Below are 25725 nucleotides of genomic sequence, written 5' to 3'. Positions count from 1 at the left end.
GACAGGGCGACCGGTCGTCGCGGTACACAGTGTGAGTGCGGCGCGAACCCGCGCCATGCGATGTCACGCCCCGACAAGACCGGCGCGATCACGCGTCGATCACCATGGCGCGCAGTCGGATTCGATTGATCTCGGCGAGCTGTTCGCGCACGATGCGGCGTTCGGTGGCGGCGTCGTTGCCGAGCCGCCCGGTGAGGATCTCGAGCAGTTCGGCGGGGCTGCGGCCACTGGCACGAACCAGGTACACATGGCCGAACTTCGCCTCGTAGGCGCGATTGCCCTCGGCGATGGCGGCGCGCACTCGATCATCCGCCTCGGCCATACCCGCCTGCTCCCGGGCGGAGGCGGCATTGTCGGGCCGGTCGCCGATGCGCGGGTGCCCGTCGAGGGCCCGGTCGATCTCACTGTCCGGCAGTGCCGCGAGCTCCTCGTCGGCCGCGGCCAAGAGGGCCTCGGCATTCGGATACGGCCGTCGCGCCGCCACCCGGCGCGCCCACTGCGGTGACGAGCAGCAGGTCAGCAACAGCTCGACGGCCGCCGCGTCGTCGAGTGCCGCGAATGTGTCGAGTCCGATCCCGTTCTCCGTCATCACCACCAGCATCGACCATGATCAACTACTACGCCAGTCGTACGGCGCGCGTCCGCGTGCCGGGTTACCGTCGGCGGCATGACCCTCGGACGCTGCGTCGGCATCCTGCTGGCGGCAGGTGCCGGTACCCGCTACGGCCACCCCAAAGTCCTCGCCGAACAGGGCGCATGGCTACGCGGCGCGGTCGCCGCACTCCGCGACGGCGGCTGCGAACAGGTCTACGTCGTCCTCGGCGCGACGGGCCCGGCCCACCGGCTACCCCCGACCGCCAGCCCCACGACACCGTCGCCGGTCTGGCAGGTCTCGCGAACCCACAGCATCCCGGTTCCACCTGGCGCACAACCGGTCTGGGCCTCGGACTGGGAATCCGGAATGGGCGCCTCACTCCGCGCTGGCCTCGCCGCCGTCATCGGCAATGCCGCGCACCCGCCCGCGTCGAATCGGCTGGACGCGGACGCCAGCGCGACGGCGGACCGCACCGCGTCGAACCAGCAGCAGGCGGAGATCAGCTCGGCCGTGCACCCGACCGCAGCACCCCCGCGAGAGGCCGACACTCGTGCCGCCGCAGGCCCGACGGCGATCTATCCGGAGGTGGACGCCAGCTCAGGTGCACGCCCGACCGCGTCCAACCCTCAGGAGGCGGACGCCAGCTTCCGCGCGCACCCATCCGCGGCGAGCCCCCAGGGGACCGACAGTCGTGCCGCCGCGGACGGCCAGGGCTGGTCGAACTCGCCGCGCTACGAGGGCGACCCCGACCGCGCGGCGGAAAGTTCCACTGCGCCATGCGCATCCGCTATGACCGCCGGACTGCCGGAGTTCGTCGCGATCATGCCGGTGGATACGCCCGACGTCGGCGCGGCGGTCGTCGCGCGGGTGGTGGCGGCGGCGCGGGGGGCCGAGAGCGGGTTGGCACGGGCGGTTTTCGAGGGGCGGCCGGGGCATCCGGTGGTGGTGGGGCGGGCGCATTGGGCCGGGGTTTACGCGTCGTTGACGGGAAAGTCGGGTGCGATCTCTTATTTACGCGAACGAGCGGATATGGTGTGCGTCACGTGTGACGATGTGGCGACGGGGCGGGACCACGACTATCCCCGACACGCGCACACGCCGAGTGGGAGCTAGTGATGCGCGATATCGTCGACGACCTGTTGCGGGTGTGGCACAGCGGCCGCACCGGCGGATTGGCCACCCTGGTGCGCACCATGGGATCGACCGCCCTGCCGATAGGTTCGGCCATGCTGGTGGATGCCGAGGGCCGCGCGTTCGGGTCGATATCGGCCGGATGCGCCGAGGCCGCCGCCTACGACGCGGCCGTGGCGGCGGCGCGGACCGGACAGCGGGCCATGCACCGGTTCGGGCCGGGCAGTCCGCTCGGGGTGGGCATGGACTGCGGCGGCACCATGGACGTGTTCGCCGAACCCTTCTCGCGCGCCACCTTTCCGGAGTTCCCGGCGGTCGCCGCCGATATCAAGGCCCAACGCCAGGTCACCGTGTTCACCGTGGTGTGGAACGCCGATCCGGATGTCATCGGCCAGCACCTGGTCACCGACCGCAAGCACGGCACCGAACTGGTCTCGCTGCCGGATTCCGATATCTTCGTCTCCTCCTTCACCCGGCCGCCGCGCCTGATCATCGTGGGGGCCAATGCCTTTGCCGCGGCACTGGCGATCCAAGCCCGCCTCATCGGCTATCGCGTCACCATCTGCGACGCCCGCCCCACCTTCGCCACCCCGGACGCCTACCCGGAGTGCGAGGTGGTGGTCGACTGGCCGCACCGCTACCTCAACGCCCAATCCGCAGCGGGCGAAATCGACTCCAGCACAGCCATTGTGGTGCTGTCGCACGACGCGAAATTCGAAATCCCGCTGCTCACCGTGGCCCTGCGACTACCCGAGCTCGGCTACCTGGCGGCCCTGGGTTCGCGGGTCGCGCACGGCCGCCGCCTCGAGGCCCTGCAAGCGGGCGGCTTCGACCACAACACCCTCGCCCGCCTGCACGCCCCCGCCGGTCTCGACCTGGGCGGCCGCACGCCCGCCGAGACCGCCCTGGCCATCACCGCCGAACTGCTGGCGGCCCGCAACAGCGCCTCCGCGGAGCCGTTGTCGGCGCGCACCGGGCCGATCCATCCGATGGCGGCGGCGGTGGCCCGCTGAGCGCTACTTGAGATCCGGCTGCTCGGTGTAGAGCTCGCGCAGCACCGAGAGGTCGAAGAGCTGGTCGGCCTTGATATCGATCTTGGCCTTGGCGAGGGCCTCGATATTCTTCGCGATCAGGTCGTCGGTCATGGAGAACAGCCCGTTGACGCGGGTGTCGTGCGAGACGATCAGATCGTTCTGGGCGATGGCGCTCTTGGTCTGTTCCTCCAGATCGAGGCGCTGATCCTTGCCGTAGACCTCCACCGCCAGCCGGGCACCCTCACCCGGGTGGGCGACCTGATCGCGCCAGCCCTTGATCTCGGCGGCGAGGAAGGCCTTCAGCTTGTCGCGCTCGGAATCGATGGTCTCCTGTTTCACGGTCAGGGTTTCCGCCACCAACGGCAGACCGTAATCGGCGAAGAGGAAATTGGTATTGGCGAAACCCTTGGCGGCCAGAATGATCGGTTCATTGGTCACATAGCTGACCCACCCGTCCACCTCGCCGTTGGCCAGCGGGGTGGGGTCGAATTGCGCGGGCACGATGGTGACATCGGCGGGCTTCATATCATTGGCGCTCAGCAGCGCGTTGAAAATGAGCTGGTTGGTGTCCTGCACCCCGATCTTGCGGCCCTTCATATCCTGCGGTGTGGCAATGGGTTCGGCCGCCGAGCTGACAATGCAGAACGGATTCTTCTGGAAGGTGGTGCCGACGATCTTGGCGGGCAGGCCCTCCAGCACCGCGGGCGCGGTGGTCTGCGGCGCGGACATGCCGAGCCAGATCTTGCCGGTCCCGAGCCCGGCCTCCACCGAGGTGCTGGCCGCGCCGCCCGCGACGAGATTCACCGACCCGAATCCGGCGTCGCGGTAGTAGCCCTTGGCGTCGGCGAAATACTCACCGGCGAATTCGATGTTCTTCAGCCAGGACAGCTGAATGGCGACGGTCCCGTATTTCGAGCCGTCGGGTGTGGTGCCATTGCTCGGCCCGGCGGAGTCGTCACCGCACGCGGCGAGCAGTCCGGCGCCGCCGAGCGCGGCCCCCGCGAGGGCGCTGTAGCGCAGGAAGTCACGGCGATTCACAGGGTTGGCCGGGACCGGCCGGATAACGCGAGTCATGCGGGAAATCTAGGTCGTTTCGATTTCGAATATTTTGCTTTCGCGCCGATATTTGTGTGCGCTGGGTTAACTCGTGCCCTCAGTCCTGTCCCGCCTTCGGTGCGAACCGCGCCAGCACCAGGTTCTCCAGCACGCCCACCACGGCGTAGACGAAGACCGAAACCAGGGTGACCACGACGATCGAGGCCCACAGCCGGTTGTACTGGAAGGTGGGTATGGCGCGAATCAGGCTCGCGCCCAATCCCGTTCCGCTGCCCAGCCATTCGCCGAGCAGCGCGCCGATCAGAGCGCCGGGCACCGAGATTCGGGCGGCCGCGAAGACCGAGGGCAGCGCGGCGGGTACGGCGACCATGCGCAGCGCCGTCCAGCGCGAACCGCCGTAGGCCGCAACCAGTTCCATGGCCTGGCGCGGCGCGGAGCGCAGGCCGGTCATGATCATGACGAGCGCCGGGAAGAACACCACGATGGCCGTCATGACGGTGACGCCGGTCAGCCCACGCCCGAAGATCAGCACGATGATCGGCGTCAGCGCCACCAGCGGCACCGAGCGCAGCAGCATGGCCACCGGCATGAACGTCTGCGCGGCGGCGGGGACGCTGACGAACAGCGCCGCCACGAGCAGTGCGGCGCACATTCCGGCACCGAATCCAATGGCGGCGTCGCGCAGGGTGATTCGCAGATCCGCCAGAATCGCTTCCCGGGCGGTCTCCGCCGTCGGCCCGGTGACCAGATAGCCCCACACCTGCCCCGGCGATTTGCCGACCAGGCTGACCTCGGGGAACACCGCCAGGAAGGCGTACCAGAGCGCCGCCAGCAGCAGCATCGACACCAGCAGCGGCGCCAGGAATCCCGCGACCTGCCGCACGACGTTCTTCGTTTTCACTGGGCCTCCGTCCGGGTCCACGGCGCTGCCAGCCGCGCGATCACCGCCACCACCGCGTACCCGGCCCCCGCGAGCAGGGCGGCGGCCAGGGCCATGCCCCAGGTGCGCGGCACGTTGTAGGCGTTCTGCGCGGCGGTCAACGCCACGCCGATACCGCTGTCGACGCCGCCGAGGTATTCGCCGATGATCGCGCCGAGTACCGCCGACGGCGCGGCGATCTTCAAGGCCGCCAAGGTGTTCGGCAGCGCCGCGATCAGGCGCACGCGGCGCAGCTGCTCCCACCGCCCGCCGCCGTAGGCGCGCACCAGGTCCAGGCTGGTCGGATCGGCCGCGCGCAATCCGGAGACGGTGCCCACCATGGTGGTGAAGAAGCAATACATGGCGGCGAGGAAGACCGTCGGGGTGCGATCGCCGAAGACCACCACGATGATCGGGCCCAGCGCCAGCAGCGGGGTGCAGTAGCTGAGGATGGCGAGTTGGGTGGCGAGCATTTCGATGGGCGGGACGAGGATCACCAGCACCGCCAGGGCGATGGCGAGGGCATTGCCCCACAGAAACCCTTGCAGCGCACCCTGAGCCGTGATCCGGAAGTTGGGTCCGTACAGCTCCCAGCCGTCGGTGTACATGGCGTGGACGACTTCCCCTGGGCTGGGGATGGTGCCCCCGGCGACGTTCAGGGCGGCGGCCAACCACCAAAGCCCCAGTAGCGCCGCGATTCCCGCGACGCCGCCCAGCTTTCCGCCTGCGCCCCGGTTCATTCCGCCGTCACCCCGCCATGGCCGGAGCGGCCGAACAGGAGCTCGGACAGATAGTCGCAGAGTTTGTGGAATTCGGTGCTGCGCATCATGTCCGGGGTGCGCGGACGGGGCAGGTCGATCTCCACGACCTCGACGACGCGGCCGGGGCGCGGGCTCATGACCGCCACGTGGTCGGAGAGGAAGACCGCCTCGGAGATGCCGTGCGTGACCATCAGCGTGGTGGCGGGCTTCTCGGTCCAGATGCGCAGCAGCTCCAGATTCAAGCGCTGTCTGGTCATATCGTCGAGCGCGCCGAAGGGTTCGTCGAGCAGCAGGACGGTGGGCTTCACCACCAGCGCCCGGGCGATCGAAACCCGTTGGCGCATACCGCCGGAGAGCTGCGCGGGTTTGGCCTTCTCGAACCCTTGCAGGCCCACCAACTCGATCAGGTCGGTGATGAGTGCCGGATCCGGGGTGATACCGGCGACCTGCAAGGGCAGTTTGATATTGGATTCCACACTGCGCCACGGCAATAGCGCCGAATCCTGGAAGGCGATTCCCAGCTCGTGCTGTCCGCGCAGCTGGGCCGGGGTCAGACCGTTGATCTTCGCGGTGCCCGCGCTCGGCTCCTCCAAGCCCGCGAGAATCCGCAGGATAGTGGACTTTCCGCAACCGGAGGGGCCGAGCAGCGACAGGAATACGCCCTGCTCGGTGTGCAGATCGACGGAGTCCAGGGCCGCGACGGTGCGTCGCCCCGCCTTGAAGGTCTTGCTCAATCCACTCAGATGGATGCCGGTCCCCCCGGTACCGCTCACTGCCGAACTCATGTGCTCACGGTAGGAGGCCCGGGTTGCGCGGATATTGCGAATGGCGAAGCGAAATTTCGCGGGAGTTACGGAAACTCGTTCACCAGGACGGCTCGAACCAGTCGCGGGCGTCGCGGCGGAACAGCAACATGAGCACCGCGAGCGAGGCGAGCGTGCCCAAGGGGCCGGGCGGGCGGCCCTCGGTGATCGACGGCACCGTCCACAGCATGTTCAGCGCGGCCAACAGAATCGCGGTGATCCGCACCGACTGCCCTTCGGCATTGAAGGTGAGGGCGACCAGTCCCAACAGCCAGCCGGGCACGAAGGGCAGCGCCGTGGTGAGCGCCGACCTGGTCCCGAGTAGCCACCCCGCCGAGGCCGTGCACACGATCCCGATCACCGCGAGCCCGAACACGATCCACTGTGCCGCGCGTACCGAGCGCGGCATCCGGTAACCGTCGTCGGTCGTCTCCGCCCGTTCCGGCGGAAACCACTCGGACATCAAGCTCTCCCATCCACAGGTGCCACTGCCGTGCCGATGGACCGCGAGCCGAACCGTCCGCGGGCCCGGCGGTTCCGGGAGACAGGCTATCGCTCCGACCGGCCGGTTCGGTGGCACCGCGCCGGGGGTGGTCAGGCCGTGCGCGCCCGCACCACCTCGAGCTCCGTGACGCGGACGGTGGGGGTGAGGGTGTCGCGCAGTCCGCGGTCGATCTCACCGGCCACCGGTATCACCACGGCGGCGGCCGAAATGGCGACCGCGTCCACCAGCAACGCGGGCCAATCGGGTTCGCGGGACATGGCCAGGCCCGCGATGATGGCGGCTGCGGCGGCATCGCCCGCACCGGTGGGATTGCCCGCCAGCGGTGTCGGGAGGGCGGCCGACCAGGCTCGATCGGCGGTGAGGGCGAGCATGCCCGCGCCGCCCCGCGTGACGACGACGGCGGCGACGCCGGAGGCCACGAGGGGGTCGGCGGCGGCCAGGATCTCGGGGATGGTGGTGGCGGGACGACCGGTGAGGCGTTCCAGCTCCTCGACATTGGGCATGAGCACGACGCCCGGCACGCCCGCGGCGAGTTCCAGGGCGGGGCCGTCGACATCGCAGACCACCGGCACTCCGGCGGCCACGGCGAGGCGGGCGAGTTCGGCGGGCACGCTCACATCCACGCCGCCGGGCAGCGATCCGGCGATCACCATGCCGCTGGTGTCGGCCAGCAGCCCGCGCACCCGCACCCGCAACTGGTCGACGGCGTGCGGATCGGAGACGCGGGCGCCGGGCTCCCACAGCGCGGTGGCGGTGCCGTCATCGGATTCGCTGATCACCACCGTGCGCCGCACCCAGGGCAGGGCGTGCACGAAATCCACCGGCATTTCGAGCTCCGCGGCCGCCGCGAAGGAGTGATCGGAGAATCCGGTGGCGCGGGCGTACCGGCCGAGCTGATTGAGCACCCGCGTGACATTGATTCCGCGCCCGCCGATGCGCTGATCGACCGAGCGCACCCGATGCGGCCGTCCGCGCTCGAAATGCTCCACCCGATAGGTCATGTCGTAGGCCGGATTCATGGTCACGGTGAGGATCACCATGACCACTTTGCCCGTCTCGTCCCAAGAAGCAACCCCCAAATCAGCAGGCCAGCACCCGAAGGTGGTGCTCCACGTCGCCGCGCACGCCGTCACGCCCCGGCCCGAGGTACTTTCGCGGATCCGAGACGGCGGGATCGTCGGCCAGCGCCGCCCGCACCGCGTCGGTGAGCGCGATATTCAACCGGGTACCGATATTGATCTTGACCATGCCGTGCCGCACGGCCGATCGGAGGCCCGCGTCGGGGACGCCGGAGGAGCCGTGCAGGACGAGCGGGACGGGCAGTGCGGCCGCCAGGCGGGCAATGAGGTCGTCGTCGAGCACGGCGGCGCGAGTGGCCATGGCGTGTACGGAGCCGACGGCTACCGCCAGCGCGTCCACGCCCGTGGCGGCGACGAAATCGGCCGCCTCGCGCGGGTCGGTGCGGACACCGGGCGCGTGCGCACCGTCCTTGCCGCCCACCGCACCGAGCTCGGCCTCGACGAAGACACCGCGTTCGTGGCACCAGCCGATGATGTCGGCGGTAGCGGCCACATTCGCGGCGTAGTCGAGTGTGGAGCCGTCGTACATGACCGAGTCGATGCCGAAGTCGACCGCGGCCCTGATCAATTCGATGTCGGTGGCGTGATCGAGGTGGACGGCGAGTGCCGCCGAACTGTCCTCGGCGACGGCCAGGCAGGCGCGGGCCAGGGGCTTCAGGCCGCCGTGATAGCGGACGGTGTTCTCCGAAATCTGAAGGATGGCCGGTCTTTTCGCGGATTCCGCGGCGGCGGCGATGGCCTCGGCATGCTCCAGGGTGATCACATTGAACGCTCCCAGCCCACCGGATCCCGCGGCGGCGATGAGCTTCGGTACGGGAACCAGGGTCACGTTCTCTCCTCGCGGTCCGCCTCGTCGACGCGCTCCACGACGACGGTCGGCAACAGGCGCAGGCGCAGTTCGAGGTCGATCTCGCCCGCCACCGGCGTGGCCACGGCGGCGGCCGAGGTGGCCACGACGTCGGCCAAGAGGCCGGGCATATCCGGAAGTCGTAGCGAACTCAGCCGCCGATCGGAGCCGGTCGGCGCGGAACCTTCTGCCGGTCCGACCTTCGCGGCGGGGTCGGAAGGTACTGCCGGTCCGACAATCGCGGCCGGGCCGGAAGGTTCTGCCAGGCGGGCGATCACGGCGGCCGCGGCGGCGTCGCCCGCGCCCGTGGCGTTGCCGATGATCGGTGTGGTGAGCCTGGCCGACCAGGCCCCTTGTTCGGTGACGGCGATGACGCCCTCGGGTCCACGCGTGGCGACGACCGCACCGACCCCGGCGTCGAGCAGGGCTCGGGCGGCGGCGGTCACTTCGCGCGGTGTGGTGGGAGCTCGGCCGGTCAGTTCCGCCAGCTCGTCGGTATTCGGCATGAGGACCACGCCCGGCACCCGCGCCGCGTGCCGGAGGGCGGGACCGCTGACATCGCAGATCGCCGGGATCCCGGCCGCGACGGCCAGGCGCGCCAGATCGGCCGGGAGCCTCGAATCCACCTGCGGGGGTAGTGAACCCGAGACGACCAGGCCGCGGGCGCGGTACAGGAGACCGGCCACCCGGGTGACGAGTTTGTCGGCGGCGGTCCCCGCCGGTATCGCGCCGGGCTCCCACAGGCCGGTGGTGGCCTGGCGGCCCTCGGTTTCCTGGATGGCGATCGTCCGTCGCACCCAGGGCAAGCCGAGCACGAAGTCGGCGGGCAGTTCGCGTTCGGCCTCGTCGGCGAATTCGGTGGAGGCCAGACCCGTTGCGAGGCAATCCTTGCCGAGGCCGATCAGGATGCGGGTGACATTCAGTCCTTTACCGCCCACGCGCTGGCGCACCGAGCCGACCCGGTGCACCGTGCCCGGCTCCAGGCAGCCGAGGTGGTAGGTGATGTCGTAGGCGGGATTCATTGTCACCGTGAGGATCACGAGAGCCACCGCCCCCGGTGCAGCACCCGGCGCAGCCGCAGGTCGGCATCCACCACGATGAGGTCCGCGTGGTATCCGGCCGCGAGGTCACCGACCTCCTCGAGACCCGCCGTGCGCGCGGGTGTGAGCGTGGCCGCCCGCACCGCCTCCGTTAGCGGCACCCCGCACTCGCGCACGGCCCAGGCCACGCACCGCAACAGATGCGCGGTGCCCCCGGCAATGGATCCGCTCGCCACCCGCGCCACCCCGCCGTCGACCCGCACCTCCTGCGGACCCAGGTGGTAGCTCCCGTCGGGCATTCCGGCCGCCTGCATGGCATCGGTGATCAGCGCAACCCGCTCCGGCGCGCTCGCGAAAACCAGTGCTCCGAAACCGGAGTCGACGTGTACACCGTCCCCTATCAGCTCGACGGTTACTCGGCCGCGCGCAGCGGCGGTGAGCGCCGCCGCCACCGGCCCGGACTCGCGATGGTGCAGCGGCGGCATACCGTTCGCCAGATGCGTCACCGAACCGGCGAATCCGTGCGGCCGCAGCGCATTCAGAAATGTCGCGAAGTCGGCATCGCTGTGCCCGAGCGACACCGTGACGCCGTACTCGGCCAAAAGCCTTGCGACGGTGCCGAATCCGGGCAGCTCCGGCGCGAGTGTCATGATCCGCAGCTGCCCGTCGGCCGCCTCGACCAGCCGTCGCGCAAGCACCGGATCCGGCTTCATCAGATAGCGCGGATCCTGTGCCCCGCAGCGCACTCCCGACAGAAACGGCCCCTCGGCGTGAATGCCCCCGATCACCCCCGCTTCGGCAAGCTCCCGCAAGGTCTCGACCTGCGCGACCATATCCTCCGGCGCGGCGGTGACAATGCTCGCGAGAACCGTTGTGGTCCCCTGCGACCGGTGATACTCCACCGCCGCCACCGCCTCGTCAGGATCGGTGGTGTCCAAGCGATGCCCCGCTCCACCGTGATTGTGAATATCCACCAGCCCGGGCAGCACCGTCCCCACCGGCAAGGGCGTGGGCGAATCCGGGTGCGCCGCTTTCCATTCGTCGAATCCCCGCACCGCGGCGATCCGCTGCCCGGCGATGGACACCACACCGTCGTCGAAGCTGTGTGCGGCCGAAACGATCCGCCCGCGGATATGCGATTCCGTCCTCACGCAGCTACTCCGAACCCGCCCGCCGCCCGGACGAACGGTCCGCCGAAAGACCACTTCCGTTGCTGAAGCGCCGCGTAAGCCGGGCGGGCACCTCGACGGCCGGGCTTCGATTTGTCGACAACAGGTGCTGGAGACCCACCGAGCCTGCCCCTGCCAGGTGCGGCGCGGCAGGGCGGCGGCGCGTCCTCGGGCCGTCCGAACGCGGCGAGGTCGAACGCGGCGAGGTCGAACGCGGCGAGGTCATAGGAGCTCTCCGTATCCAGCGAAGAGCGCGGCCCCGGCCAGGCCCGCCCGCGCGCCGAAGCGGCCGATACGCACCTCGGGCACGGGCACAACGCGGACTCGGGCGGCGAGCGCCTCGTGTAGTGGCTTCGCCAGGGCGTCACCGGCACCCGCGAGCCCGCCGCCGAGCACGATCACTTCGGGGCACACCGCGTGGACCACGCCGAGCAGACCGTCGGCCAGGGCCTCGACCGCGTCCGCTACCACCGCGCGCGCATCGGCGTCGTCGCCGAGGCTGGCGAAAACCTGTGCCGCGCCGACATTGCCACGCCCGGTCCGACGCTGGTACGCACGGGCGATGGCGCTGGCCGACGCGACCGTCTCGACGCAGCCGGTATTGCCACAGGGACAGGGCATCCCGTGATCGCGCCGCACCGGAATATGCCCGTACTCCCCCGCCTGCCCGATCCCACCGCGCACCAATCGCCCACCGACGGACAGGGTCCCGCTGATCCCGGTGCCGATGATCACCACGCATACGGTGTCGCGGTCACCTCCGGCCCCGAAGCGCCATTCCGCCCATCCGGCGACGGCCACATCGTGTTCGATCAGCACCGGCATCGACCACCGATCGCGAAACCGTGCCCCGACCTCGACATCGCGCCACCCGATATTGGCGCTGAACACCGCGATCGAGCGCACCGGATCGACCAGGCCCGGCAACAGCACCGCGGCCCGGCCGACTCGCGCCCGGTCCACGTCCGACAGCCCGGCGAGCAGGCCGTCGCCCACCTCCGCCAGTGCGTCGAAGGCCGCCTCGCCGCGCGGCGTGGGCACCGCGGCCGCGGCGAGCACCTCGCCGGAGGTCTCCACGATCTCACCTTTGATGGTGGTGCCACCGACATCGACGGCCAGCACCAGAGCGTCCTCCCCCAAGGCTTCCGGTGAACGCGCGGACGGCGAACTCATCATTCCCCCTTACGAATCCAGCACCACGGATCGACTGAGGCTACGCGGATGATCGGGATCCAACCCGAGATCCGCGGCCCGCCGCAGGCAGAGCCGGTGTACGCGAACGAGATCCGCCATCGGGTCGATGGGGCGGTGCTCGAGGTGCGCGCCGGTGCGCGCCACCTCCTCGGCGAATCCGGGTAGCAGCGGACCGAAGGCCCAGACAGCGCGGCCCGGGGCGGCAATGCTGATCGGACCGTGCCGATACTCGGTGGCCAGATACGCTTCGGTCCACGATTGGCACGCCTCGCGCAGCTTCAATCCGGCCTCGTCTGCCACCGCAGCCGCGAAACCCATGCCGACGAAGGTGATCTGGTCGGCGTCGCGTACCGCGCCCAACGCGGTTGCCGGATCCTCGGCCAGCACCTCGCGCGCCTGCGCGACCACCGGGGCGAGGTCCTCGCCGAGATGCCACCGCAGCAGCGCCAGAGCCGTTGTGGCGAAACGGGTCTGCACCACCGACCGCTCGTCCACCCGATCGATCAGGATGGCGTCGCCCAGGTCGAGCACCGGCGTGCCGGGGCTCGAACTGATGACCACCCGGGGTACGCGCGGCGGTAGCGCGCGCAGGGCCTCGAGCACTTCGGTGGTGGTGCCGGACCGGCAGATCACCAGGTAGCGGTCGTACGTGCGCCCCACCGGCGGCTGCCCGGCGGGCCAGGCGTCGGTCAACCCCTGTCCGGCGGCCTCGCGCAGCGCCGCGTAGGCCCGCGCCATGAACAGTGAAGTGCCGCAGCCGATCGCGGCGACGCGTTCGCCGGGTCGCGGCAGCACATCGCGGTGGGCGGCGGCGATCGCGGCGGCGGCCGCCCAGTCGTCGGGCTGGGTGGCGACCTCGGCGGCCAGATGCGGAACGGGGAGTCGATCGACGGATTTCGTCACCAGATCAGCGTGCGCCGCGTGATCGTTCATGTCAAATTTACGCTCAAACTCGTCACAAACGATCACGTCTGGTCTAGATTCGTCAGCACCAACCCGGGATCGGTCTCATCATCCCCCGGTCGGGCCGGGTGTGCGCAGCGAAAGGTTCGACAAGTGAAAAATCCACTCCATCGCGTGCTGACGGGAGTCGCCGTACTCACCGCCGCGGTGCTGGCCACCGCCTCCTGCGGTTTCGGCGGCGACGACAAATCCGACGACGACCCGAATGTCCTCAACCTGCTCGTCCCCAGCTACAGCGACGGCGCGAACGGCACGAAAGCGTTGTGGGACAGCCTGATCGCCGATTTCGAGAAGGCCAATGCCGATATCACCGTGAAGTTGCAGGTCGAATCCTGGGACACCATCAACGATGTGGTGCGCACCAAGCTGCAATCCCCCTCCACCACCCCCGACATTCTGAATATCGACGCCTACGCCGGTTTCGCCGGTGACGGCCAGCTGTACCCGGCCAAGGACATCGTCTCCGCGGCGGTGCTCGCCGATATCCTGCCCGGCTTCGCCCAGAACGCCTCCATCGACGGAACCCAGTGGGCGCTACCGCTGTTCGCCTCGACCCGCACGCTGTTCTACAACACCGAACTCTTCGAGCGCGCGGGCGTCACCGCCCCGCCCAAGACCTGGACCGAACTCACCGACGCGGCCAAGAAGATTCAGGCTCTCGGCGGCGGCATCTCCGGTTACGGCCTGCCGCTGGGCAGTGAGGAGGCCCAGGCCGAGACCTCCATCTGGACCTTCGGCGCGGGCGGCTCGTGGACCGACGGCACCACTGTCACCGTCGACACCCCCGCCAATCTCGAAGGTGTGCGGGCCATGCGCGCGCTCGCCGATGCCGGTGTGACACAGCCGAATCCGGGCGCCACCGACCGTAAGGACGTGATCAACACCTTCATCCAGGGCAAGATCGGCATGATCGAGGGCCTACCGCCGACCATCGGCCAGATCGCGGAGAAGAATCCGGGCCTGAAGTACGCCACCGCCCCCTCGCCCACCAAGACCGGTGACCCGGTCTCGCTCGGCGTGGCCGATCACCTCATGGCCTTCAAGAAGGACGGCAGCAAGCAGGCCGCCATTCAGAAGTTCCTCGACTTCTTCTACGCGCCCGAGGCATACGGCAAGTTCGTGAGCAACGAGCACTTCATTCCGATCACCGCGAGTGGCGCCAAGGCCCTCGCCGACGATCCGGTGACCAAGGCGTTCTCCAGCACGCTGCCCAATGCCAAGTTCTATCCGAGCAGCAATCCGAAATGGGCCGCGGCACAGGCCGCCATCCGCCAGCAGATGGGCACCATCACACAGGGGGCCGATCCGGCCGAGGTGCTGAAGAAGATTCAGCAGGCGGCGAGTTGAGTTCCGCCAGGGCGAGATTCACGGCGGGGCTCGCCGCCCTGCCGTGGATCGGGCCCGTCCTGCTGCTGATCGCGGGGGTCGTCGCGTTCCCGGCCGGATACATGGCCTGGACCAGCCTGCGGGATCTGAGCGAATACGGTCAGGATCGCGGTGCGGCCGGAATGGCCAACTACCGCACGCTGTTTCGAATCCCCGAGCTCGGCTCGGTGCTGCTGCACACGGTGGTCTGGGTGGTGGCGGTCGTGCTCATCACCCTGGTGCTGTCGGCGGCACTGGCGCAGTTCCTGAACAAGGACTTCCCGGGCCGCACCGCCGTGCGCCTGGCCGTCCTGGTGCCGTGGGCGGCCTCGGTGGTCATGACGACGACGATCTTCTATTACATGCTCGATCCCGATGTCGGCATAGCCAATCGGTTCCTGGTCGATATCGGACTGCTGGATCGCGGCTACGGCTTCACCAAACAGCCCGGCCCGGCCTTCCTGGTGGCCATCGGCGTCGCGGTCTTCGTCTCCATCCCCTTCACCGCGTACACGATTCTGGCTGGCCTGCAATCGATTCCGGCCGATATCGACGAAGCGGGTCGAGTGGACGGCGCGAGCGCGTGGCAGCGCTACCGCCATCTCACGCTGCCTCAGCTGCGGCCCGCCATCGCGGTGGCGACCATCATCAACATCATCAACGTCTTCAATTCGCTGCCGATTCTGCAGGTGTTGACCGGCAGTATCGCGGGCTTCTCCGCCGACACCACGACCACCTTGACCTTCAAACTGATACGGCAGAATCAACAGATCGACACCGCCGCGGCCATGAGCGTGCTGAATTTCGCGCTCATCGTGGTGATCATCGCCATCTACGTGAAGGTGATCAAGCCGACCAGTCGGGTGGACGCATGAGCATCCCCCTGACCGCCGAGCCGCTGCCGAAAACCTCGCTGCCCCCGCCCAAGCGACGCCGTTGGGAGCTCACCGCCGTCGGGGTGGTGCTGGCCGCCCTGTTCCTGGTGCCCTATGTCGTCATGGTGCTCGGTTCGCTCAAATCGCGCCCCGAGATCCTGCGCATACCGCCGACGTATCTGCCCGAGCAGTGGGTGCCGGGCAACTACTCGACCATGTGGGACACCCCGGAAACCCCGCTGCCGTTCAACCTGGTGAGCACGGTCGTCATCTCGGTCTGCGCGACCCTGGTGGTGCTGATCGTGGCGATTCCGGCCGCGTACTACACGGCGCGGCGCAGATTCCCGGGCCGGGCGGTATTTCTGGGCCTGGTGCTGGTGACGCAGATGCTGCAGCCGACGGTGTTGGTGACCGGGCTGATTCGGGAATTCTTCGTCCTCGGCATCAACGACACCTGGCTGGCCATGATCCTGGTGAACGCCGCCTTCAATCTCTCGTTCGCGGTGTGGATCCTGCACAGCTTCTTCGCCTCGGTGCCCGTGGAGATCGAGGAGGCCGCCCAGCTCGACGGGCTCAGCCGCTGGCAGATTCTGGTTCGGGTCACGCTGCCGCTGGTGTGGCCGGGCATTGTCACCGCGACCATTTTCGTGGTGGTCTCGTGCTGGAACGAATTCGCCGCCAGCCTGGTCATTCTCACCACCGCCGAGAATCAGCCGCTCTCGGTCGCGCTCACCAAATTCATCGGTCAGTACGACACGGCTTGGCAATATGTGTTCGCTATATCTACGGTCGGCGTCGTGCCTGTTGTCATTCTCTTCGCGCTCATCGAGAAGCGCCTGGTCGCCGGTCTCACCGCTGGCAGTGTGAAATGACCGCCGCGAACGATCGCCCGCAACGGTGGAACCGGCTGTTGGAGTTGCTCGCCGAGACCGGGCGGCTGTCGGTGGAGGAGGCGGCCGCGGTGCTCGACGTCTCCCCCGCCACGGTGCGCCGAGATTTCACCGCGCTGGCCGAACAGCAATTGGCCACCCGCACACACGGCGGCATCGTGGCGACCTCCGTCGCCTACGACCTGCCCGCCCGCTACCGCCACGGCGACGAGGCCAAGGCCCGCATCGCCGACCACGCCGCGGGACTGGTGCATCCATGCGCGGTGGTGGGCCTCAATGGCGGCACCACGACCAGCGCGGTCGCCCGCGCCCTGGCCGGACGAACGGACCTGTCCACCGCCGAGGACGAACAGCTCACCCTGGTCACCAATGCCCTCAATATCGCGAACGAAATGGTGCTGCGCCCACACCTGCGCACCATCTGCCTGGGCGGTATCGCGCGCCGGGAATCCTACGAACTGCACGGCCCGCTGACCGAGCGGGCGCTGGCCGAATTGCGTTTGGACACCGCCATTCTGGGCGTGAACGGCATTTCCGCCGAGGGCGGCGCGCAGTGCCGTCACCTCGACGAGGCCGGGGTCAGCGCGGAGATGACGCGGCGCTGCGCCGAGGTGATCGTGGTGACCACCTCCGACAAACTGCTGCGCACCGCCTTGGCACGCATCTGCCCCATCGAGCAGGTGCATGTGCTCGTGACCGATACCGAGGCCGATGCGGACGCGGTGGCCGCGATTCGCGCGGCGGGGGTGCGCGTGGACCTGGTCTGACACGACCGCATGATCGCTTCTGCGCGATTTCGGTCTGGACAGAGCAAATATGAGCATCTACTCTCGATGGAACGGAATTCGATCGAGGGACCGCCCATGCACGAACTTCCCGCTCCCGATCTCGTCGGCACACTCACCGGGTACCTGCTCATGTCCCCGATGTCGGTGCTACACAACCTCGGTCAGCTGCTCGCGGCGCTGCGCTGAGGGGGCCACCGATGACTCGACTGTTCGCAGCCGCGGCCGCGGCGGTGCTCATTGCCGCCGGATCGGCCCTGTCCACCGCGCCCGCCACGGCCGTTCCCATCCCGGGTGGGCAGATCACCACGCTCTTCCTGCCCGGCGCGGACGGGGTGCGGCTCAATGCCGTCATCACCGCGCCGCCCGATATCGGCGCGCACAAGATGCCGCTGGTGCTCCAGCCTTCCGGTTGGGGAATGCCCGCCATCGGAAGTATCGGGTCGGCGTACAAGCTCTCCACCGGCAACGACTTCATCTCCATCGAGTACACCGCGCGCGGCATGTACCTCTCCGAAGGTGAAGTCGACCTGCTCGGCCGCAAGGATGCCGAGGACGCGTCCGCGCTCATCGACTGGGCCATCGCGAATCTCGATGTGGATCCGGAACGCATTGCGGTGGCGGGTGGTTCGTACGGCGCGGGTATGGCGCTCATCGCGGCCGCGCACGATCCGCGCATCAAGGCCGTGGTCTCCGACTCGCCACCGGGGGATGCGGCCGAGGCGCTCGCACCCAATGGAACGCCGAAGACCGGCGGCCCCCTGGCGCTCGCCGCGGCCGGTGCGGTGACCAATCGGTTCGGCCTGGACCTGGTGGAGCGGGGTCTGCGCGCGATTCTGGGCAATGACGCGACCGCCTTCGACCTGCCGCACGGCAGGCTCCTCGCCGAGGCCATTCCGAAGCTGAATGCCCATGGCACCGCGGTGTTCCTGGCCCACGACTGGCAGGACAGCCTGCTGCCGTCGGGGCCCGTGTACACCATGTTCGATCAGCTGACCGGACCGAAAATGCTGTACATGCAACCGGGCGATCACTCCACCGGGGGCGGCGGCGGGCAGGTCGCGGGATTGCCGAATCCCATATGGGATGCGGGGATTCGGTGGCTCGATCATTACGTCAACGGCGTCGACAATGGCATCGACCGGGAGCCGCCGGTGCATATCGTGGCGGCCAACGGCGGACTTTCCGGGCAGTACGCGCACTTTCCCACGGTCGCGGCGGCCCTGGCCGACGCCGAATCGTTCGCGCTCTCCGCACCCGGAGTGGGCCTGTTGGGGGCCGATGCGGCTGAAAGCTGGTCGCAGCCACTGGTTTCCGGGCCGACCACGGCCGTGGCGGCGGTGCCCTATGTCAGCGGCGTCTTGGCTCAGTTGGGCGCTACGCCGCCGATTCCCCTGGGCAGTGTGGACCGCGCGCTGGCGGGCGTGTGGCGGAGCGCGCCCTTCGACGGCGGCGCGCTGGTCTCGGGCGCGCCGCGCGTGAATCTGACTGTACTGCCGTCGAGTTCGGACCTCACGCTGATCGGAATCCTGTACGACGAAGGGCCGGACGGTACCGGTATTCCCATCACCTACTGGCCGCTCACCCGGCACGGCCTGACGCCGGGCGCGCCCGCCACCATGGCCTGGGAGCTGTCACCGACCTATTGGAATCTCGCGCCCGGTCACCGGCTGACACTCACCGTCACGTCGCAGGACCCGGTGCCATTCACGAGCTCCACACCACTGGGCAGCGTGAACATCTTCGCGTCACCGTCCGCGGTCGGCCTGCCGGTGCGCTCGTGGTGAGGCCCTCGGCGCGAGTGCGGGCTGTCTCGCTGATCAGTGTGGCTCTCACCCTGTGCGGGTTGGCTTTGTCGTTCCGCACCGTGGCGCGGGCCGACTCGGCGGCCATCCTGCCGATCTCCGTACCCGGCGTACAGGAGTGGGAGCCGAACGGCGGACGGTTCGTGCTGCCGGAGGAACCGCGACTCGTCGGAACCGGTGCGGCGGCGTCCGTGGCGGCGCGGTTCGCCGATGATCTGGGTGGCCTCGGATACGCCGCGACAACGGGTCCGGGGGCGGGCGATGTGGTGTTGCGCGTGGACGATTCCGGCCCGAGGCACCCGCAGTCGTACCGCATCGAGATCGGCGACAGCGTCACCGTTTCGGCCCGTACGACCGCAGGAGTGATCCACGGGACACAGACACTGCTGCAATGGTTTTCGCAGACGCCAGCCCTGCCCGGCGGCACCGTCACCGATTGGCCGGATTTCGTCGAACGCGGGCTCTCGCTCGATGTCGGACGTCAGTTCCTCAGTGTCGACTGGATCAAGCAGCGCATTCGGGAGATGGCGTACTACCGGATGAACATGCTGCAGCTGCACCTCTCCGACCGCTTCGGATTCCGGTTGGCGAGCCGGAGTCATCCCGAGATCACCTCGCGGGAGCACTACAGCCCGGCGGATATCGCCGAAATCCTCTCCTACGCCGCCGATTACGGAATCGAGGTACTGCCGGAGATCGGGTTTCCCGGGCATATGAACGCGATCCTGGCACCCCATCCGGAGCTCGTTCTCGAGCCGTCCGTCACCTCGCCCGTGGACGCCGTGTCCGACGGGCTGTTGGCCGGTGTCCCCGAGGGCCGCATCGATCTGTCACATCCGGGTGCCCGCCCGCTGATCGAGGATCTCCTGCGCGAATTCGTGCCACAGTTCCCCGGCCGCTACTTCCATATCGGCGGCGACGAATACGCCACCGACTACCACCGCTACCCCCAGTTGGCCGAGGCCGCCCGTGCTCGGCTCGGCCCCGAATTCGGCGCGCCGGATCTGATCGCGGACTTCGTCAACTGGGCCGCGGCGATCGTGCGCTCCCACGGCAAGATCCCTCGCATGTGGAACGACGGAATCCCGCGCGGCGCAAGGATTTCCATCGACACCGACATCGTCATCGGCCATTGGACCGCCGGTAACGGACTGCTCCCCTGGGTCGGCAACGACAACGGCCCCGAACACCTGGCCGACCAAGGCCGCACCCTCAGCAATGCCGCCTTCACACCCACCTACTGGGCCACCGGCGGCTACGCGGCGCCCATGAACTCCCCACCCGAACTGCTCTACGCCTGGGACCCCGGCCTGTTCGTCAACGGCACCCGCCTACGCCCCGACCAGCGTGACCAATTGCTCGGCTCGAAACTCTACGTCTGGTGCGACGACCCCACCGCCATGACCGAACAACAGATGATCGGCCCCATCCGCGCCCGACTACCGATCATGGCCCAGCAGCTCTGGTCGGGCACCCGCGATATCGCCTATCCGGAGTTCACCGATCGCGTGCGAACCGTGGCGACGCCGCCCGCATGACGTGGTGTGCCCGACCGGTCACGTGTGCCCGAATTTCGTTGCCAATCGGAGATATTCGCGGGGCACCATGGCTGCCGTGCACCCGCTCCCACCCAAACACCTGCTCCTGCGGGCCTGCCGGGGCCTGCCTCCCGACGATCATCCGGTGCTGCACTACGCCGTACTACTCGCGGACCTGCACGAGCGCCGCCTGACCGCGCAGCCCGGCGCGACCTCCGCCATCGACCACCATCGCGCCAGACTGGTGCACGATATCGACCGCTGGGTGGCCACCGAATCCCCCAAGGCCGATCGCACGGCGCATCTGCACACCGAAACGGTGGGCACGGTGGTGGACCGGCTCGCGCAATTCTCAACCCTGGCCTACATCACGCTCTCGACCTGTCCCGACGACGCCGTCCACGACGCCGCCACCCGCCTGACCGAACTGGCGACCGCCTACGAAGACCTCGCCACCGATATCGCCGCCGGTCGGCGGCGGCTGCCCAACCTGCTGGCTCACCGCGAATACGAGTACTGAGACGAATCCGCACGGTCGGCGACGCCGCGGGGGGAGGGGCGTCGCCGACCGTGCGCGACGAATGGGTCGAGGCATGGGCGACCCATTCGCATCGGCGCACCGAGGGACGCGAAGGGCGGCGCTGGGCAAACAGCGCGTGGGAGAGATGCCCTCCGGGGTCCTGCGTCCGCATCGGCCGACCGATACCCGGGACTCTGCCCCGCGAACCTCTAGCAACCCACAGATTCGGCTGTGAGTCTCCTGTGATCCTTCAGGAACCGGCGCCCGGCAGCAGCGCCCGAATGGTGTCGATGGTGTCGGCCTGGTCGGGATCCTTGTCCGGGCGGTAGCGGACCACGCGGGCGAAGCGCAGCGCCACACCACCGCCGTAGCGGGTGCTGGTCTGCACCCCGTCGATGGCGATCTCCACGACCAGCTTCGGCCACAGGTAGACGGTGGTGCCGTCGCGCTGGCGCTCGTGGCGCGGGAATTCGGCCGTCTGCCAGTGCAACAGCGCGTCGGTGAGCCCCTTGAAGGTCTTGCCGACCATGATCGGTTCGCCGCCTTCCGGATCGCGTGCGCCCAGATGCAGATTGGACAGGTACCCGGTGCGACGGCCGTAGCCCCACTCCGCGCCCAACACCACCAGATCGAGGGTGTGCGTGGGCTTGATCTTCTGCCAGGCGCGGCCCCGGCGACCCGCCGCATAGGGCGAGGCGAGCGATTTGATCATGATGCCCTCGTGCCCGGCGGCCAGCGCACCGTCGAAGTACTCGGCGGCCGCCTCCGGATCCGGTGCGATCAAGGCCGGAATACTGTGCCCGGGAGCCACTTTCGTGAGCGCTTCGCGCCGCTCCCGCAGCGGCGCGTCGAGCAGGTCCTCCCCGTTCAAGTGCAGACAGTCGAAGAAGTACGGGTGTAGTAGCAGGTCCCGGGTCGAATGCGCCTGCGCCAGCGCGGGATCGACGACGGCGGGGTCGGAGGAGAACCGACTCATGGTCTCCTGGAACGGACGCGGCCGACCGGCATCGTTCAGCGCCAGGGTCTCCCCGTCCAGCACCACACTGGTGCAGTCCAATTCGCGCACCAACCCCACCAGTTCGGGCACCCCGGCGGTGATATCGCGCAGCGTCCGCGTGAAGACCCACACCCGATCGCCGTCGCGGTGCACCTGGATGCGCGCCCCGTCCAACTTGTGCTCGACACTCACGTCACCGCCGAATTCGGCGATCGCCTCGTCCAGGGCGGTCCCGGGCGAGGCCAGCATGGGCTGAATCGGCCGTCCGAGCTCCAACCGGAAGGCCTCGAGCGCCTCGACCCCGCCCGCCATGGCCGCCACCGCGGTCACCGGCAGCCGCCCGGAGAGCATGTGCGCCCGCCGCACCGCGGCAATGGGCACCCCGGCGGCCACCGCCACCGCCTCGGCCACCACGGCGGTCAGCGCACCCTGTCGCATCTCCCCGGTGAGCAGGCGCAGCAGGAAATCCCGTTCCTCGGCGGTCGCCGCGGCGAGCAGCCCGACCAGCAGTTCCCGCCGCTTCGCCGTCGATCCCGCACCGGAGGTGGAGGCGAGTTCGGAGAGCGCCGCGTCCACTTCCGACACGGTCAGGCTCGCCTGGTCCGCCGGATCCACCGCCACGGCCGTGAGCGTGCGCCACCCCGCACCGATTTTCCCCTGCAACAACTCCCCGGAGGCCCACGCCACCACCTGGGCGAGCTCCTCCGGTCCTACCTGCGACAACAGCGTGGCGAGGGCCGCGATCTTGGCCTTGCGCGAAGTGGTCGCGCGGACCGCGGCCGACGCCTGGACGACTTCCGACAACAGCACGAACTCGACGGTAACCCGTCGGTGTGACATATCGCTCAGCTGTTCTGCGAATTGCCCATTGGCAGCGCTGCTAACCCGTCCTAACCTGGACATATGGCCAAGACTTACGTCGGGGCGCGCCTACGGCAGCTGCGCACCGAACGCGGGCTGAGCCAGGTCTCTCTCGCCAAGAAGCTGGAGATCTCGGCGAGCTACCTCAATCAGATCGAACACGATGTGCGCCCGCTCACCGTACCGGTATTGCTGCGCATCAGCGAGGTGTTCGGTGTCGACGCGAGTTTCTTCTCCTCCCAGGACGACACCCGCCTCATCGCCGAACTCCAAGAAGTGGTGATGGACCAGGAACTCGCGATCGAGGCCGATGCGGCCGAGATCGCCGAAATGGTCTCCGCGCACCCGAGTTTGGCGCGCGCCATGGTGAATATGCACCGCCGCTACCGCAATACCACCGCCCAGTTGGCCGCGGCCACCGAGGACCGCTTCTCCGACGGTTCCGGCTCCGGCTCCATCTCCCGGCCGCACGAGGAGGTGCGCGACTTCTTCTATCAGCGGCAGAACTACATTCACGAATTGGATACCGCCGCGGAGGAACTCGCCACCCGCATGCGCTTCCACGGCGGCGACCTCAAGCGCGAGATCGCCCGCCGCCTCACCACCGCGCACGGCGTACAGATCGTCGAGCGCATCGACCTGGGCGAGGGCGTACTGCACCGGTACGACTCCGAAGCGCGCCGCCTCGAGATTGCCCCGCATCTGTCCGGTGGTCAGCGCGTATTCAAACTCGCGGCCGAACTGGCCTACCTGGAGTGCGGCGACCTCATCGAAAAGCTCGCCGACGAAGGCAATTTCGCCAATGACGAGACCCGCACCCTGGCCAAGCTCGGCTTCGCGAACTACTTCGCGGCGGCGACCGTGCTGCCCTACACCCACTTCCACGAGGTGGCCGAGGACTTCCGCTACGACATCGAACGCCTGTCGGCCTTCTTCACACAGAGCTACGAGACCATCTGCCATCGCCTCTCGACGCTGCAGCGGCCCAAGCTGCGCGGCGTCCCGTTCTCCTTCGTCCGGGTGGACCGCGCGGGCAATATGTCGAAACGCCAGTCCGCCACCGGTTTCCACTTCTCCTCCAGCGGCGGCACCTGCCCGCTGTGGAACGTGTACGAGACCTTCGCCTATCCGGGCAAGATCATGACCCAGATCGCCCAGATGCCCGACGGCCGCAAATACCTGTGGGTGGCCAGGACCGTGGAGCGGCGCGCCACCCGCTACAGCGAACCCAGCAAGACCTTCGCCATCGGTCTGGGCTGCGAACTGCGCCATGCCAACCGCGTCGTCTACGCCGACGGCCTGGATCTGCACGACCCCAAGGCGACTCCCATCGGCGCGGGCTGCCGTGTGTGCGAGCGCTCCAACTGCCCGCAGCGCGCCTTCCCGCCCCTGGGCAAATCCCTCGATATCAGCGAGCACCGCAGTTCCATCTCCCCCTACGTGATTCGTTGACCTGATCCGACGCCGCTGCTCGCCGCGCCGTGCGGGACGCGGTGAGGAAGAATTCACCCTCCGGCAACCTGGGAAATCGGACAGACATCGAGAGATATTCGGGCGCAACACTTCCCGTTTACCTTTCTCACCACGAATACAGCCGTTGTATACGCGCTCCGTATTCGCTGCGGCGCACGGCGCACCGCATCGCGTGAAGTGAGAAGGATCCGCCCCATGCAAGATTCTCGAGATCCGAGCCGAATCGTCTCCCGCCGCCTGATGCAGGCGATCACCCTACCGACCGTGGTGGCGCTGTCCGCGCTGCTGCTGACCGGATGTGGTTCGCGGGACAGCGATTCGGCCTCGGGTGCCAATGCCGTGTCCTGCGTGGACACCAGCAAGGACACCATCAAGATCGGGTCCCTGCACTCGATGACCGGCACCATGGCCATCAGCGAGGTCACCGTCGCCAACTCCACCAAGCTGGCGGTGGACCAGATCAACGCCGCGGGCGGCGTGCTGGGCAAGAAGATCGAACTGGTCCTCGAGGACGGCGCGTCCGACCCGAAGACCTTCGCCGAGAAGGCGGAGAAGCTGATCAGCTCCGACTGTGTGGCAGCGGTTTTCGGCGGCTGGACCTCGTCGAGCCGCAAGGCCATGAAGCCGAAGTTCGAATCGCTGAATTCGCTGCTGTACTACCCCGTGCAGTACGAGGGCCTGGAGGACAGCAAGAACATCTTCTACACGGGCGCGACCACCAACCAGCAGATCATTCCCGCCCTGGACTACCTGAAGCAGAAGGGCATCACCTCCCTCTACCTGGTGGGCAGCGACTACGTCTTCCCGCAGACCGCCAATCGCGAGATCAAGGCGTGGGCCAGCGCCAACGGCATGGAGATCAAGGGCGAGGACTACGCGCCGCTGGGCTCCACCGACTTCTCCACCATCGTCAACAAGGTCCGCAATGCCAAGGCGGGCGCGGTGTTCAACACCCTCAACGGTGACTCCAATGTCGCCTTCTTCCGCGAGTACGCGAACGCGGGGCTGAATGTGGCGACCATGCCGGTGGTCTCGGTCTCGATCGCCGAGGAGGAGGTCGCGGGTATCGGCGTGCAGAACATTCTCGGCCAGCTGACGGCCTGGAACTACTACCAGACCGTCGATTCGCCCGCGAACAAGTCCTTCGTCGAGGCGTACAAGGCCGCGTTCGGCGCGAGCAAGCCCACCTCGGATCCGATGGAGGCCGCCTACACCTCGGTCTACCTGTGGAAGAACACGGTCGAGAAGGCGAAATCCTTCGCGGTGGCCGATATTCAGGCTGCGGCCGACGGCGTCAGCTTCGACGCCCCGGAGGGCACCGTCACCATCGACGGCTCCAACCACCACATCACCAAGACCGCCCGGATCGGTGAGATCCGCGCCGACGGCCTCATCTACACGGTCTGGGATTCCGGCAAGCCCGTCTCCCCGGACCCGTACCTGAAGTCCTACGACTGGGCCGCGGGCCTCAAATAACCGACAGCTGCGCTGAGGGGCGGCCGAGCGCGGTTTCCGCGCTC

General features: G+C 68.3%; 25 protein-coding genes. 12 read left to right on the top strand and 13 right to left on the bottom strand.

Annotation, left to right across the window (positions count from 1 at the left end; all coding sequences use genetic code 11):
- Positions 1-88: 88 nt before the first annotated feature.
- On the bottom strand, positions 89-589 hold the full coding sequence (gene uraD, locus ACIBH2_RS13730; RefSeq protein ID WP_397117159.1) for a 2-oxo-4-hydroxy-4-carboxy-5-ureidoimidazoline decarboxylase: 501 nt from the start codon (positions 587-589) through the stop codon (positions 89-91).
- Positions 590-667: 78 nt separating this feature from the next.
- Between uraD and ACIBH2_RS13725 the strand changes: the two genes are divergently transcribed.
- Together ACIBH2_RS13725 and ACIBH2_RS13720 are read left to right on the top strand one after the other, a co-directional pair.
- Complete coding sequence (locus ACIBH2_RS13725; RefSeq protein WP_397117157.1) at positions 668-1708, top strand: NTP transferase domain-containing protein; 1041 nt, start codon at positions 668-670, stop codon at positions 1706-1708.
- Between the two features lie 2 nt (positions 1709-1710).
- Positions 1711-2739, top strand: a complete 1029-nt coding sequence (locus ACIBH2_RS13720; protein ID WP_397117155.1) for an XdhC family protein — start codon at positions 1711-1713, stop codon at positions 2737-2739.
- Positions 2740-2742: 3 nt separating this feature from the next.
- On the opposite strand, the gene ACIBH2_RS13715 is transcribed toward ACIBH2_RS13720, so the two are convergent.
- From ACIBH2_RS13715 to ACIBH2_RS13665, 11 genes are all read right to left on the bottom strand, one after another.
- Complete coding sequence (locus ACIBH2_RS13715) at positions 2743-3834, bottom strand: ABC transporter substrate-binding protein (protein ID WP_397117153.1); 1092 nt, start codon at positions 3832-3834, stop codon at positions 2743-2745.
- Between the two features lie 79 nt (positions 3835-3913).
- Positions 3914-4657: an ABC transporter permease gene (locus tag ACIBH2_RS13710; protein ID WP_397120725.1), complete on the bottom strand. Its 744-nt coding sequence runs from the start codon at positions 4655-4657 to the stop codon at positions 3914-3916.
- Positions 4658-4713: 56 nt separating this feature from the next.
- Entirely contained in the window at positions 4714-5475 is a 762-nt protein-coding gene (locus tag ACIBH2_RS13705) for an ABC transporter permease (protein ID WP_397117151.1), read from the bottom strand.
- Positions 5472-6281 (bottom strand): ABC transporter ATP-binding protein, encoded by an 810-nt coding sequence (locus tag ACIBH2_RS13700; RefSeq protein ID WP_397117149.1) that lies wholly within the window; start codon positions 6279-6281, stop codon positions 5472-5474. Before ACIBH2_RS13700 ends, ACIBH2_RS13705 begins: the two co-directional genes overlap by 4 nt.
- Before the next feature lie 79 nt (positions 6282-6360).
- On the bottom strand, positions 6361-6762 hold the full coding sequence (locus ACIBH2_RS13695) for a hypothetical protein (RefSeq protein WP_397117147.1): 402 nt from the start codon (positions 6760-6762) through the stop codon (positions 6361-6363).
- A gap of 131 nt (positions 6763-6893) precedes the next feature.
- On the bottom strand, positions 6894-7883 hold the full coding sequence (locus ACIBH2_RS13690; RefSeq protein ID WP_397117145.1) for a hexose kinase: 990 nt from the start codon (positions 7881-7883) through the stop codon (positions 6894-6896).
- Between the two features lies 1 nt (position 7884).
- Positions 7885-8712, bottom strand: coding sequence for a class II fructose-bisphosphate aldolase (locus ACIBH2_RS13685; protein ID WP_397117143.1), 828 nt, complete (start codon positions 8710-8712; stop codon positions 7885-7887).
- Complete coding sequence (locus tag ACIBH2_RS13680) at positions 8709-9752, bottom strand: PfkB family carbohydrate kinase (RefSeq protein WP_397120723.1); 1044 nt, start codon at positions 9750-9752, stop codon at positions 8709-8711. The genes ACIBH2_RS13685 and ACIBH2_RS13680 overlap by 4 nt, the downstream gene beginning before the upstream one ends.
- Before the next feature lie 14 nt (positions 9753-9766).
- Positions 9767-10921: an N-acetylglucosamine-6-phosphate deacetylase gene (locus ACIBH2_RS13675; RefSeq protein WP_397117141.1), complete on the bottom strand. Its 1155-nt coding sequence runs from the start codon at positions 10919-10921 to the stop codon at positions 9767-9769.
- A 240-nt stretch (positions 10922-11161) separates the two neighbouring features.
- Positions 11162-12112, bottom strand: coding sequence for an ROK family protein (locus ACIBH2_RS13670; protein ID WP_397117139.1), 951 nt, complete (start codon positions 12110-12112; stop codon positions 11162-11164).
- A 9-nt stretch (positions 12113-12121) separates the two neighbouring features.
- Positions 12122-13066, bottom strand: coding sequence for an SIS domain-containing protein (locus tag ACIBH2_RS13665; RefSeq protein ID WP_397117137.1), 945 nt, complete (start codon positions 13064-13066; stop codon positions 12122-12124).
- A gap of 123 nt (positions 13067-13189) precedes the next feature.
- Between ACIBH2_RS13665 and ACIBH2_RS13660 the strand changes: the two genes are divergently transcribed.
- The 8 genes from ACIBH2_RS13660 to ACIBH2_RS13625 all read left to right on the top strand — a co-directional run bounded on the left by ACIBH2_RS13660 (position 13190) and on the right by ACIBH2_RS13625 (position 20874).
- Complete coding sequence (locus ACIBH2_RS13660; protein ID WP_397117135.1) at positions 13190-14443, top strand: extracellular solute-binding protein; 1254 nt, start codon at positions 13190-13192, stop codon at positions 14441-14443.
- On the top strand, positions 14440-15336 hold the full coding sequence (locus ACIBH2_RS13655) for a carbohydrate ABC transporter permease (protein WP_397117133.1): 897 nt from the start codon (positions 14440-14442) through the stop codon (positions 15334-15336). Before ACIBH2_RS13660 ends, ACIBH2_RS13655 begins: the two co-directional genes overlap by 4 nt.
- Positions 15333-16208 carry a carbohydrate ABC transporter permease gene (locus tag ACIBH2_RS13650; RefSeq protein ID WP_397117131.1) on the top strand — a complete coding sequence of 292 codons (876 nt, stop codon included), beginning with the start codon at positions 15333-15335 and terminating at the stop codon, positions 16206-16208. Before ACIBH2_RS13655 ends, ACIBH2_RS13650 begins: the two co-directional genes overlap by 4 nt.
- The gene (locus tag ACIBH2_RS13645; RefSeq protein WP_397117128.1) at positions 16205-16993 is read left to right on the top strand and encodes a DeoR/GlpR family DNA-binding transcription regulator; all 789 of its coding nucleotides are present in this window, start codon (positions 16205-16207) and stop codon (positions 16991-16993) included. Before ACIBH2_RS13650 ends, ACIBH2_RS13645 begins: the two co-directional genes overlap by 4 nt.
- Before the next feature lie 66 nt (positions 16994-17059).
- The gene (locus ACIBH2_RS13640; protein ID WP_397117126.1) at positions 17060-17200 is read left to right on the top strand and encodes a hypothetical protein; all 141 of its coding nucleotides are present in this window, start codon (positions 17060-17062) and stop codon (positions 17198-17200) included.
- Positions 17201-17211: 11 nt separating this feature from the next.
- Complete coding sequence (locus tag ACIBH2_RS13635) at positions 17212-18798, top strand: CocE/NonD family hydrolase (RefSeq protein ID WP_397117124.1); 1587 nt, start codon at positions 17212-17214, stop codon at positions 18796-18798.
- A gap of 59 nt (positions 18799-18857) precedes the next feature.
- On the top strand, positions 18858-20354 hold the full coding sequence (locus ACIBH2_RS13630) for a glycoside hydrolase family 20 protein (RefSeq protein ID WP_397117122.1): 1497 nt from the start codon (positions 18858-18860) through the stop codon (positions 20352-20354).
- Positions 20355-20430: 76 nt separating this feature from the next.
- A complete protein-coding gene (locus ACIBH2_RS13625) occupies positions 20431-20874 on the top strand; it encodes a DUF4254 domain-containing protein (protein WP_397117120.1) in 444 nt (147 codons plus the stop codon).
- Positions 20875-21124: 250 nt separating this feature from the next.
- On the opposite strand, the gene ACIBH2_RS13620 is transcribed toward ACIBH2_RS13625, so the two are convergent.
- Entirely contained in the window at positions 21125-22681 is a 1557-nt protein-coding gene (locus ACIBH2_RS13620; protein ID WP_397117118.1) for an ATP-dependent DNA ligase, read from the bottom strand.
- Between the two features lie 93 nt (positions 22682-22774).
- Here ACIBH2_RS13620 and ramB point away from each other — a divergent pair, with 93 nt between their 5' ends.
- Together ramB and urtA are read left to right on the top strand one after the other, a co-directional pair.
- The gene (gene ramB, locus ACIBH2_RS13615) at positions 22775-24184 is read left to right on the top strand and encodes an acetate metabolism transcriptional regulator RamB (protein WP_397117116.1); all 1410 of its coding nucleotides are present in this window, start codon (positions 22775-22777) and stop codon (positions 24182-24184) included.
- 261 nt (positions 24185-24445) lie between these two features.
- Positions 24446-25681: an urea ABC transporter substrate-binding protein gene (gene urtA / locus ACIBH2_RS13610; protein ID WP_397120721.1), complete on the top strand. Its 1236-nt coding sequence runs from the start codon at positions 24446-24448 to the stop codon at positions 25679-25681.
- Positions 25682-25725: the final 44 nt, after the last annotated feature.

This window comes from Nocardia sp. NPDC050406, assembly GCF_044459025.1.
GTDB lineage: Bacteria > Actinomycetota > Actinomycetes > Mycobacteriales > Mycobacteriaceae > Nocardia.
The sequence above is the reverse complement of the archived record's forward strand: the minus strand, read 5'-3'. Positions and strand labels throughout refer to the sequence as shown.